We start from the raw sequence: 12,573 nt of genomic DNA on the forward strand, positions 1-12,573 counted from the left end.
GGTTAGGATGAATATACAAATGGAGATGATCCTTATCAAAAAAGTCTATTTAACATAATATAAATTATACAACAAAGGTATAGAAACAAAAACGCCTGGATTTTGGCTATTTCCAGGCGTTTAGAATCCAATGAATAAGGCTCAGTATAAGATCATACTTATCTGTGCAAACGTCAGCAGGACTAAAAAGCTGTTTTTATAACTTACAAGGTTGTAAATGAATTATTTAAAACGATTTTCAGACCTATGTCAACTGATGTCGCAAATTTCAACGCACTTCTTCAAAGATGAAATGGGCTCTCTTTTAGGGATAAATTCCTGCGCAACGAAGCCTTTGAAGCCGGTTTCTACAATTGCTTTCATGATGGCCGGATAATACAGCTCTTGTTCTTCGTCAATTTCATTCCTTCCGGGAACGCCGCCTGTATGGTAATGCCCGATATACTGGTGATATTTTTTAATCGTTGCAATGACGTCGCCTTCCATGATCTGCATATGGTAAATGTCATAAAGCAGTTTGAATCTTTGTGAACCCACCATTTCGCACAAGCCCGCGCCCCAGGCTGTGTGATCGCACATGTAATCCCTGTGATTTACTTTGCTGTTCAGCAATTCCATGATCATGGTCACACCGTACTTTTCAGCAGATGGCATTAATCTTCTGAGTCCGATGGCGCAGTTACGCATGCCGTCTACGTCCGACATGCCACGGCGGTTTCCGGAAAAACAGATTACCGTTGTATAACCCGCAGCCTGTAATTTGGGGAAAATCTCTTCGTAACTTTTTACAAGTTCGTCATGATTGGCAAGATCATTAAATCCCTTCTCAATGCCCATGCCTGCGCCTTGCGGCAAAGCGCAGGTCAAACCATACTTTTTCAATGTCGGCCATTCTTCCGGTCCAAGCAGTTCAATAGAAGTGATACCGATCTTCTTGCATTCCTGTGCAAACGTATCCAGCGGAATGCTGCCGTAGCACCACTTGCAAACGGAATGATTTATCTTACCATTCAATTTAGTACCCAATGCTTTTTCATTTGCTGCAAAAACTTCCGAAAGCGATAACACTCCCGCTCCTGCTGCGATATTCTTTAATACGGAACGTCTACTTGACATGTTGAAATGGTGAATGATTAATTGGATTGTTTAAGGTCTTGCACTTCCTTTGGAAGCTGTCGGGAAATTGTCAGGCACTTTTTGGGTGACCTTTCCTGTTGCAGCCCATTCAGTGCCGCGTTGTAAAGTTGTAATGAAACCGATGCATTTCTGTGAATAGTTCTCATGGCCCAGCGTTGTATGAAAGATACGGCCTTTTCCATATTGCAAAGTCATCAGGATGGGTTCATTTCTTCCCGATCCTTTTTGTTCCAGCGGGCTGAAAGCCGTTGCGAGCACAATCATGTTTTCCGCCGGACCTCTTAACCGGTCATACAGTTCATCTTTCTGGTGAAGCCATTCGGCCGGAAGCCCTTTCATGATCGGATGTTCGGGAACGCGGGTTTTAACAACAAACTCGTGCTGTAAACCATGACTCCCGCCTTTCCCTGCGCTGGAATCCTGAACGATTTTCTGCTGATTTTCATCAAAATAGACATATGGGCCCGACTTTTCGTTTCTGCCTTCCCAGCCTCCGATCCCGATCATTTTGTTGTACGCTTCCCAGTTTGGAAAAGCATTGTCTGCGGCATGAACAACCACGAGACCTCCCCCATTTTGTATAAACTGCTCAAAAGCATCGTTGGTCGCCTGGTTCCAGGATTCGCCGTTGTAATTGGAAAGTATAACGTCATAACCGTCAAAACTTGGATTGAAATCGGCCATGTTTTCTCCTTTTTTCGGAGCAGTAACAACATCTGCGGTGAACAATCCGGTTTCTTCCAGATAACCTTTCATCAGTGCTGAGCCTTCCTTCATATTCCGGTGATTGCTCTGACCATCAATAATCAGCACTTTATACGATTTTACAGGATTTAACCTGCTCACAATCAAAAAGCTGGATAGTATCAGCAAGGAAAAAACCGCAATAACGGATAATTTATAACCAGAAATTTTTCTCATTATGGTAAATTAAAAATAAAATAGTGATGCCTTGGGAAACGCCTGATGTTCGAAACACCAACGTCAGCACCATGGCACCACTATCTTAAGTCTGAATAGCCGATTTCTACTCAAAACAGCAAGGATCTATTTCCCGCCTTTCTGCGTTTTGCTGCCTTCTGTGTAGATCGGGTTTTGTTTGTTACCGCCGGACATCAGATAAGCCACAAGATCTCTGAGTTCATCCGGGTTCAATCCGTTGATCAATCCCGGAAGCATGATGGAAACTGGAGACAATTTGGTTGAAGCTACATCTTTTTTGCTGATCTTGCGGATGGTTTTGGAATCAAACGGGTTCTGCGCAATGTGGTAAAAATTGGCATCTTCATTGATCTGACGGCCTACAACGGATTGTCCGTCTTTCAAGGTATAAGCCACAGAAGCATACTGATCCGAAACGGTTTTGTCCGGTAGAATAATGGATTCAAGCACATCCTTGGCTGAAAAACGGGTTCCAAGCTGCGTAAGATCCGGTCCGACGTCCGAACCTTCACCTTGAATCATGTGACAACGGCTGCAAAGTACAGCAGAGAAAATCATTTTACCGCGGTCAAAATCACGGTTTGCCAGACTGTCCTGTACCAAAGCTACGGCTTCTTCCACTTTCCAGCCACGGCCCGGACCTTTCGGCGTGTACAATTTAGCAAGATCATTACCAGTTCCTGTCAGCAATTCAGCCCCGGACAGTTTGTTGTAATAGGCAACTTTGTCTTTCGGAACATTTTTCAAAGCCATTTGTCTTGCTTTGTCAATAAAACCGATGTAGCTGCGCCCGCCCTGATAGCTGAATGCTTTATGGAACCATTTGAAGTACTGTTCGCTCAGTTGTGGAGTCCAGCCGGTTTTGGCGCTGCTTAGCATGATGGCATAAAAAGTCTGCTGCTGTGGTGGCATTTTCTCCAGCAAGCCGGCAAGATCCAGTCCGTACTGCGGATTGCGCAGGATCAAATCGGCAGAAGCCGTAACCATTTCATTGTCCTTATCATCGAATTTCTCGTTCTTCTCGATCAATGCAAGTGTTTTTTCAACTGCTTTCGGCGCTTCCAATGTAATCAGGATTTTACTTAGAAAGCGATTCTGCAAGGCATTCGGAGAAGGATATTTTGGATTCAGGTAAGCAATCACGGCTTGTTTGGTGGCTGCGTCCGGCTGTCCGGTCCGGTAAAGCGTTACTTCCACCGCACGCAAAAGGGCCTGCTTCTGAAGATCGTCCAGTTTGTTATAATCAATTTTTGTCAAGCCTTTCAGGATCGGCCCTCCTACTTTGGAAGAATCGCCTTCGCGAGCCAGTGCAATGGATGAATAAATCAATGTCTGCGGATCTTTTTCAGCGTAAACTTTATTTTCCCATTCTGCAACAGGCTGATGTTCAATGGCTAAACGAGCTGCAAAACGCAGGAAACGATCCGGGCTTTTCAGGTATGGCCAGGCTGTTTCCACTGCTTTCGGATCTTTTCTAGCATGGAATTTTTCCAATTCTGTACGTTGCTTGTGCTCTGCAGTAAGCTGGGGTTTTACTTCATTGGAGCCAGCTGGAATGTTCTGATAATCACCGTAATAAACGCGGTAAAGATCCGACTCCAGGCGACGGCCGCCGGTCAGGAAATACAATGCGCCGTCCGGGCCAATGGCTCCGTCCGTCAGTGGCAGCGGTGCACCGGAAAGGAATTCTTCATGATCAGCAGAGTAAGTCGAGCCGTTCGGTTTCAGGTGCAGGCCATGTACGATACCAAAACTCCAGTCAAATGCAAGCAGCGTGTTTTTGTATTTGGCAGGAAACCTTGCGTTACTTAAATAGATCAGGTTTGTCGGCGAACCCTGACCGATGTTCATGATGGGCGAAAGGAAATCGGCAAATGCCGGCGAAGTATTGGCGGAACCCGTTCTCCATCCATAATCACCGCCGCTGGTTGCATGACAAACGCGTGTCGGACGATACCAGGGCGTTCCGAAATCCCATTCCATATCCGAGTCATAAATGAAAAGGTCTCCTGCTTCGTTGAAGGCAATGTCGTACGAATTTCTGTAACCCGCGCTTACAAGCTCCCATTTTTTACCTTCCGGATCGGTATGTGCAATCCAGCCACCCGGCGCGTTGCGGTCTACGGCATGACCGCGCGGATCTTTTATCCATGGGAACAGGTTGTCATTTTTCCAGTTTGGCATCAGCCGGTACGAATCCATTTTAGGCAAATCGGTAAAATTACCCGCGACTACATAAAGAGACTGTTTATCCGGCGACAGCACAATGCTGTGCGGTCCGTGCTCGCCTTCTCCAACCAGTGGTTTGATCAGCGTAATTTTGTCATACTGATCGTTGTTGTCCGTATCCTGTAAACGGTACAAGCCGCTCCCTTTCGGAAATTTCGGATTTTCACGATTGTTGATCATGACATAAAGGCTATTGAAAGCATATAGCAGACCGTGCGCGTAACCCATTGCTACTTTGGCTGTATCGCCTTCCACTCTCAATGTTTCTACTTTCGGTTTTTCCGTAGAGCCGATTGCAGGCAGCACAAGCCGGAACAGGCCGCCATACTGATCGGATGTAATCATCCGACCTTTGTCGTCAAAAGTCATGGAAACCCATGAGCCGTTTTTTTCTTCAGAAGGGCTATATAAATGTTCAGCTTTAAATCCTTCCGGTAATTTAATTTTATCGACCTTGGAGCCAGGCGGACGGTGTTTGGCAGTCCGGTTGCTCAGCATCACTCCGCAAAAGACACAGACAGCTACCAGTGCTGCCAGCATCATCGGAAGTTTAAACCATTGTTTTTTTGTGTACATTTTACGACTCAGAGTTTAAGTAATTGGAATTGAAACTGGATTTGAATGCGTTTTCCGGAAAGAAAATCAGTTGAAGTAAGCCTTCCGTGTTGCCTATTCATCTAATTGAATATCGCGTTATTCTTAAATAAAACAAACTTAAACTAAGAATAATCTGATATGCAATGATAAAGCGAATGGCTGAACGTTCCATCCTGTGGTGTCGGAAATGGATGTTAATTAAGGATATTCTAAGTTTTTAATGCAAAAAGTGTAGTCAGTAATCATCTGCTACACTTTTTGTTTATTGAGCTTTATGAATGTTGTTCCTAGAAATGCGGGGTCAACGCAGCTTCTACTGCGGGCAATCCGTAATAATCGTCCAGAACGGTAAATGCATTCGGAGGAGGAACGGCTCCTTTCGGGAAATAGTAAGCGGCCGGATTGGCTTTTACCTTTGCACCATACGCGCCTATGATTTCCTTCACACGTCCGGTTCTTGTCAGATCAAACCAGCGCTTGTTTTCAAATGCAAGTTCAACACGTCTTTCTTTGAAAATGGCTTCCCGCATGGCAACCTGCGATGTTGCCGTTGTTGCGGCAAGTCCCGCCCGCTTACGCACCTGGTTCAGATAAGTAGCTGCTTCGGTTGTTTTCCCCTGCTCGTTCATCGCTTCTGCGGCAAACAGCAGCACTTCCGCATAACGGTACACCGGCCAGTTCTGACCGGTATTGTTATGCTGCGCATGTGTTTTGGCATATTTCTTAATATAAGGGAATGTTTTGTTTTCCGTCAGAGCCTGGCTCAGCGTCACATAACCGATGGATGCATCCTTGCGTTTGTCACCCACTTCATAGGCGGCAATCAGATCCGGTGTTGGAATGTTGTTACTTTCCTGCGAAGTAGGCTGCGGATTGGCAGTACCTGTAATGGGCGCTATTTCAGCTGCCGTAATCGGAGACGGAAGGAAACGATAAATCTGATTTCCGTTGTATCCGGCCGAGCCTTCCATATACTGGATTTCGAAAATGGATTCCTGATTGTTCTTGTTGGCAGTTGTTGTCGAGAACGCATTGGCGTAATCCGGCATAAGGCTGTAACCGTCATTGGCGATCACGTCCTTTACGAGGGTTTCAACCTGTGCCCACTTTTTCTGCGTCAGGTAAAGGTTGGCAAGAAGCGTTTTGGCGGCTCCCGAAGTAGCCCGTCCGGCTTCCTGTTTGGCCTTGTTCCGTAGCATCGTACTGGCAGCCTGTGCATCTTTTTCAATTTGTGCATAAATTTCCTCCGTACCGGATAAAGGCAAGGCGGCATCTTCACGACCTGCAACCGGTGTCAGGTGCAAAGGCACTTTGCCAAACAGACGTACAAGGTCAAAGTATGCAAAGGCCCGCAGAAACAATGCCTGTCCACGCAAGTTATTTTTCGACTCTTCAGCAAATTCAATATCATCGATGGAGGTAATCACCTGATTGGCCCGGGCAATGATCTGATAGTTCAAACGGTATTGCACCAGTACGTTATCATTGGCCGTAACGCCGCCGGCAGTCGGAACTGCAAAATCGGCGACATTCTCCGTCGGGTCCACCGCACCATACAGCGTATTTCGTGCATAATAGGTATTGTCCGAATGCATTTCTTCCAGTACCCACGCTCTTTCGTTGAACATCTGGCGGAGCGGAACGTAAATCCCGTTGACAGCTTGCTGGAAATCAGCCTCGTTTTTGAAGAATGTGGCAGAGCTCAGAGCCGTTTCGGGCACCACGGTCAGGAATTCTTCCTGGCAGCCGGCCAATGCAAATACCAGAAGACAGCTGGCTATGTATTTTGTTTTTTTCATTTCTGATCAGAATTAATAAATTGAAATATGCTGACTTAGAAGTTCAGGTTTACACCCACGGTCCAGGTACGCGGAACCGGATAGCTGGAAAAGTCAACACCCTGGCTCAGGTTGCCGCCATCGCCGTTTCCATCTCCCTGTGCACTGGTTTCCGGATTAGGTCCGCCTTTGTATTTGGTAAATACATAAACCTGCTGGATAGAAGCATACAACCTTGCCGACTTGAATACTTTGTTCACTTTACCGATGTTGTAACCCAGCGTAATGTTCTTGATCGTGAAGTAAGAAGCGTCAGCCACGAAATGCGAGCTGTTCCAGTCACGTTCGATTCCGGTATAGTTTCCACCGTTGTTGGTAGCTCCGAACATGCCGTTTCCGGTAGAAATAACCTGTGTTGCCACGCCGTTTGCATCATTCTTGACACGGAAACGGTCTTTAACGCCTGCCACCATGTTGAATACACCGTCGAGGTTAGCCGTACTGTAAAGGTGACGAATCCAAAGCTGGTTTCCTTGTGAACCTGATCCGGTAATGGACAGATCCCAGTTTTTATAGCTCAGGTTGTTGGTGATCCCGTAAGTAAATTTGGGGAACGGATTTCCGATAATGGTTCGGTCATCAGCGTCACCGCCATACGTAATGACACCGTCGCCGTTCACATCTTTCATTTTGATCGTACCGATAGCTGAACGGCCCGGAATGATCGGGGAACTGGCCAGGTCTTCAGCATTCATGTAAAAACCTTCTTTTACCAGACCGTAAAATTGTCCGAATGGCTTGCCGACCTGCGTAATGTGGAAAGAACCGTAAACGCGGTCGATACCCGGAGCCAACTCCAGTACTTTGTTGCGGTTAATGGAAATGTTTGCATTGGTCGTCCATTTCAGTCTTCCTTCCAGATTACGTGTCGTCAACGAGAATTCATGTCCCCAGAACTTGATTTCTCCGATGTTGTCATTGAAGTTGGTAAAACCTGCTTCCTGCGGAATCTGTACGGCATACAACAGATTTGTTGTCCGTTTGGTATAAAAGTCATAGATGAACTGGATACGGTCGTTGAACAAACCCAGATCCAGACCCAGGTCCATTTGTTTGGTTGTTTCCCAGCCGAGGTTGTTGTTCGCCAGAGAAGTAACAACGGCACCTGTTGCCACATTATTTCCAAATACCGCATTGGTTGTATTATTAACCAGCGCATACTGCGTATAGTTACCGATGTTATTGTTACCGATCACACCATAGCTGCCGCGGATTTTAGCAAATGACACTTTGGAAATGTTTTTGAAAAATTCTTCATCGGACATCACCCAGCCGGCCGAAACAGAAGGAAATGTTCCCCAGCGGTTATCCGAACCAAAACGGGAAGAACCATCCGCACGAATCGCTGCCGTAAACAGATATTTTCCTTTATAGTTATAGGAAAGACGGGACAGATACGAAGTCAGAGACCACTCATTGAATCCGCTGAAAGTTCCACCGCGGTTGATGTTGAGCGCACCCTGAATGGTTGGAAGCCTGTCATCGGCATAGGTGTCCGCCTGAATACGGGCGAAATCCTGGGTATAACGCTGCTGTGTAAAACCGGCCAGTAATTCAAAATTGTGGTTCCCGAAACTGGTGTTATAAACCGCGGTGTTTTCATTCAGCCAGCTGATGTTTTCCAGACTCTGGCGGGTTGTAACGGCCGTAGTCGGAACCGGAACGTTGATGTTGCTGGTGGCTGTGGACGGGTTGAAGAAGAAAAACTTGTTGTTTTCGTATTCAATGTTAAGCGTCGTTCTGAGCGTAAGCCCTTTGACAGGATTCAGTACCAGATATGTATTGCCCAGCAGTTTTGTAGTCTTGGTTTCGTTAACCAGTTCTTCGGCTGCGCGCACCCAGTTCGGATAATCAAAGATGTTGCCTGTGCTTCCCGGAAAGTTGTTGTATTTCGTCAGTTGGCCATTTGCATCATAAATCGGCATGACCGGCCATGTATGCAGCGCGTTGAAAAGAATTCCCGTTCCGCGGTCGCCATCCGTTCTCGGCGTATTGTCGTAAACATATTGCGGTGCGATATTGAAGCCGATCTTTACTTTGCTCGTAATATCGTACTCCGAGTTCATACGAAGCGAATAACGTTTGTAGTCATTGTTCAGGACAACACCCTGCTGATTGAAAATACCTGCCACCAGGGAAGTTTTCAGGTTTTCCTTGTTGGAGGTCACCGTCAGGTTATAGCTCTGAATCGGCGCTGTACGTAAAAGGGCATCATACCAGTCATTGTTTTTTCCTCTGAAGCTGGACGGATTTTCAAATTCTTTCGGTACAGGCTGATTCTGGTCTTCGTAGTATTCTTTTTTAAACTGTGCGAATTCTTCGGCATTAAGCATTTTCACACGGCCTTTTTCAGCCACTTTCTGAAAACCGTAGAAGGAATTCAGGCTTACGCTTGTTTCGCCAGGTTTACCTTTTTTGGTTGTAATCAGGACCACGCCGTTGGCAGCGCGGGAACCGTACAGCGAAGTGGAGGCTGCATCTTTCAGAATGGAAATATCCTCGATCTCGTCCGGGTTTATCGTACCGATATTCCCTGTGATCGGAAATCCGTCAATTACATATAAAGGATCGCTACCCGCCGAAACCGAAACCTGTCCGCGGATACGTACCGACATACCCTGTCCGGGCTTGCCTGTCGTTTGGTTGATCTGCACACCGGCAAGCCGTCCCTGCAATTTCTGTGTAACCTGTGAAACGGGAATGTCTTTGAGTTCTTCGCTTTTTACGGTCTGGACAGAACCCGTGATTTCTTTTTTTAACTGACTGCCGTATCCGACTACGACTACTTCGGAAAGCGCCTTGGAATCCGTAGCCAATATAACATCAATGGTGGAGCCGCTTCCAAGCGGAACTTCCTGCGACAGAAATCCGACTGAAGAAAAGATCAGCGTGCCGCCCTGATCCGGGACATTGATGCTGAAAGCCCCGTCTGCATCCGAAACGGTTCCGGTTGTAGATCCTTTCAGGACAATGCTGACACCGGGAACCTTTTCACCGGTCTCGTCGGTGACTTTGCCGCTAATGGTCCGGTCGATGGTAAAATTGCTTTTTACAGCATGGCCGGGGAACGGGTGATGATCTGCCATTGCATTTACGCCGCAGGCAACACCAATAAGCACCTGGCTCAATGATATTTTCAGTATGGAGTGAAGCCGGGTACAATGTAACGATTGTCGAATTTGATTCATACGATTAAGTTTAAGAATTGGAAATAGTCATGGATTTCAGTACTGGTATGCAGGCGAATCCGCTGCTTTACGACTCCTTCTGTTTACATCATGTGTTTTGGGGGTTTGGGTTAATGGATTTTTAAAGGTTTAGGAACAGGCAGTATTGCATAACTAAGGGGTAATAATAGTTTAATTTTTTACCGTTTTAATCTCATTTGATTTCTGGTGCTTTTATTCCTTTATGCCGTTAAAAGCATTTGAATGGTGCCATTGATTTAAGTGGATGGGATTCCTTTAAGAAAAAAGTATGCTCTTATATGTAAAAGCACAATTTATAATATATATAATAATATTACTGCAATAGTAAACTGAATGCAAGAACTGACTGTCCTGCTCTGTCTGGTTTAATCAATATTTAATAAGCATGACTTTATTGGATATATCCGGTAAAGTCAGAAAGCTTGCGCTTTCAGCCAGGCATTAATAGTGTCACGATTCTGAATACCTCAGGCACTAAGTAAAGGTTCTGTGTGACTTCTACATCAAAGAAAAGAAGCAGGCGCAAAGGCTGGTCTTGCTTTGCTTTGTCCCTGCTTCAAAGAAACAAAACAAAAAGCAAATGGATTAGTGACGTTATTTCTATAAATTTACGGTGTAGGTGTTTTTCAACCCTTTTCAACGATTCCAAAGGCAATGCTGAATATCAATGGATTCTACAATGAAATGCTTGCAGGCAAATGATTAGAAACTTATCCTGTTTGTTGCTCCTGTTTTTGCTGACGTGGTGTACAGGCTTTCATGCCGCAGCAAACCATATTGTGGGCGGGGAGTTACAAATGAAGCCATCCGGGGCAACCGGCAACTTCGAAATTACACTGATACAAATCTGGGATCAGAACAACGTGGTTGTTTCCACACCGAATGTCACCGGAAACCGGGATCCGGAAGCAACCCTCTATATCTACAGGAAAAAGGACGATCGGATGATGGGTGAAATACTGGCCACATATGTTTCCGTAAAATCCATTCAGTACCAGAACAAAGCCTGTGCGATAATCCGCTCGCTCAACACATCCATCGGTACATATAAGGGCAATATTTTTCTTGATCCTCAAAAATACAATGATCCGGAAGGTTATTACATGGTATGGGAACGCTGCTGCCGGAACGATGATATCAATAATATTGTCAGGCCCGGCGATAACGGAATGGTCTTTTATCTGGAATTTCCTCCGGTAACAGTAAGCAATTCGTCACCGGAATTCCTTCCGCCGAACGGGCAGTACATTTGCAGCAACCGTCCTTTTTCCATGAACATGTCCGCCACTGACGAGGATGGCGACGAATTGCGCTATTCGCTGGTAACACCCTATCGTGGAAACACGAGTCCGGACGATCCTTATGGTACTGCTAATGTCAGCAACGGTTATCCGCTGGTTACGTGGGCACGCGGGATTTCGCTGTCCAATGTGATCCCGGGTTCCAGTCCGTTAAGCGTTGGCAACACGGGAATGTTAACCGTAAATGCTAATAAAATTGGTCTGTACGTATTCGCCATTCAGTGTGAAGAATTTCGTAATGGTAAAAAAATTGGTGTGGTCAGAAGAGATTTTCAGTTGCTTGTGATTGACTGCAATGATGATACGCCTGAAAAGCCGGTCATAATGTATGACGCAAAGCCGGTTACAGAAGTGGAATTCTGCCCGGAAAAAACCATTGAACTCAGTACGGCAAGTGCACCGGGCTGGGCTTATCAGTGGCAGCTGAACGGACTGAATATTCCGGGTGCGGACGATCCGAGTATCATGGTAAAAGACAGCGGATCGTATTCGATCATTAAAAGCTTTGTTGGAAAATGTTCCAGAGACACTGCATCGGAAATGGTCCGTGCACGTTTCTCGGATCCGATTCCTGCGGTCATAAGCTCAGATCAGAATGTTCTGTGCCCCGATGCAAGGATGAATTTATCTGCGAACGGCGGCAACGTGGCCAGTGATCTTGTCATTGAATGGAAAAAAGACGATGTCATTCTGACCAGTTCTGCACCGGTGTTGAGTATCGGTGATGCCGGTACTTATATGCTGAAGATTACCAATCCTGCGGATGGCTGTACCGGAACCGATACAACCCATATTGCAGAAGATAGTTTTGATGTGGTACTGCCGGAAAGAACTGGTGTAATAACCGGTGCCAGTGTAAAGCTGGCACCAACGATCTCCCCGCCAAATCTGAATTATGTTTATAGCTGGTCGCCGCCGGAAGGAATGGTTTCAAAGGACAACGTTAAAGAAGCGGTTGTAGCTCCGCAGACGGACACGCAATACACTCTTTCGGTCACCTCGGAAAACGGATGTATTGCAAAGGACAGCACGCTCGTGTTTGTGATTGAGAAAATACATATTCCAACGACGTTTAGCCCGAACAATGACGGCCATAATGATACTTTCAAAATAATCGACAGCAAAAACCGCATTGAAGAAATAAGCATTTTTAATCGCTGGGGCGAGGTGATTTTCCATTCAAAAGGATATTCCGAGCCTTGGAACGGAACATATCAAAACAAACCGTTGCCGGCGGGCAGCTATCCGTATATTATTAAGGCACAACTTCAGCAACCCGTCGAAGGCTCTGTTCTACTCTTAAAATAAAAGGTGTCAGAA

Annotated in this window: 6 protein-coding genes; 1 reads left to right on the top strand and 5 read right to left on the bottom strand. The window is 45.9% G+C overall.

The window, feature by feature from the left end; all coding sequences use genetic code 11:
* Window positions 1-249: 249 nt before the first annotated feature.
* The 5 genes from FEM55_RS03510 to FEM55_RS03530 form a co-directional block, all read right to left on the bottom strand.
* Window positions 250-1,116, bottom strand: a complete 867-nt coding sequence (locus FEM55_RS03510) for a hydroxypyruvate isomerase family protein (RefSeq protein ID WP_138279915.1) — start codon at window positions 1,114-1,116, stop codon at window positions 250-252.
* Window positions 1,117-1,146: 30 nt separating this feature from the next.
* The gene (locus FEM55_RS03515) at window positions 1,147-2,058 is read right to left on the bottom strand and encodes a ThuA domain-containing protein (protein ID WP_138279916.1); all 912 of its coding nucleotides are present in this window, start codon (window positions 2,056-2,058) and stop codon (window positions 1,147-1,149) included.
* 126 nt (window positions 2,059-2,184) lie between these two features.
* Window positions 2,185-4,884, bottom strand: coding sequence for a c-type cytochrome (locus tag FEM55_RS03520; RefSeq protein ID WP_138279917.1), 2,700 nt, complete (start codon window positions 4,882-4,884; stop codon window positions 2,185-2,187).
* Between the two features lie 308 nt (window positions 4,885-5,192).
* Window positions 5,193-6,704 (bottom strand): RagB/SusD family nutrient uptake outer membrane protein, encoded by a 1,512-nt coding sequence (locus FEM55_RS03525; protein ID WP_138279918.1) that lies wholly within the window; start codon window positions 6,702-6,704, stop codon window positions 5,193-5,195.
* 35 nt (window positions 6,705-6,739) lie between these two features.
* The gene (locus FEM55_RS03530) at window positions 6,740-9,931 is read right to left on the bottom strand and encodes a SusC/RagA family TonB-linked outer membrane protein (protein ID WP_138279919.1); all 3,192 of its coding nucleotides are present in this window, start codon (window positions 9,929-9,931) and stop codon (window positions 6,740-6,742) included.
* Window positions 9,932-10,650: 719 nt separating this feature from the next.
* Here FEM55_RS03530 and FEM55_RS03535 point away from each other — a divergent pair.
* On the top strand, window positions 10,651-12,561 hold the full coding sequence (locus FEM55_RS03535; protein WP_138279920.1) for a T9SS type B sorting domain-containing protein: 1,911 nt from the start codon (window positions 10,651-10,653) through the stop codon (window positions 12,559-12,561).
* Window positions 12,562-12,573: the final 12 nt, after the last annotated feature.

Origin of the sequence: Dyadobacter sediminis, from assembly GCF_005860765.1 — a bacterium.
Taxonomy (GTDB): domain Bacteria; phylum Bacteroidota; class Bacteroidia; order Cytophagales; family Spirosomataceae; genus Dyadobacter; species Dyadobacter sediminis.

Coding starts and splice junctions, on each gene's coding strand:
- FEM55_RS03510 (WP_138279915.1), bottom strand. CDS start 1,116: ATGTCAAGTAGACGTTCCGTATTAAAGAATATCGCAGCAGGAGCGGGA.
- FEM55_RS03515 (WP_138279916.1), bottom strand. CDS start 2,058: ATGAGAAAAATTTCTGGTTATAAATTATCCGTTATTGCGGTTTTTTCC.
- FEM55_RS03520 (WP_138279917.1), bottom strand. CDS start 4,884: ATGTACACAAAAAAACAATGGTTTAAACTTCCGATGATGCTGGCAGCA.
- FEM55_RS03525 (WP_138279918.1), bottom strand. CDS start 6,704: ATGAAAAAAACAAAATACATAGCCAGCTGTCTTCTGGTATTTGCATTG.
- FEM55_RS03530 (WP_138279919.1), bottom strand. CDS start 9,931: ATGAATCAAATTCGACAATCGTTACATTGTACCCGGCTTCACTCCATA.
- FEM55_RS03535 (WP_138279920.1), top strand. CDS start 10,651: ATGATTAGAAACTTATCCTGTTTGTTGCTCCTGTTTTTGCTGACGTGG.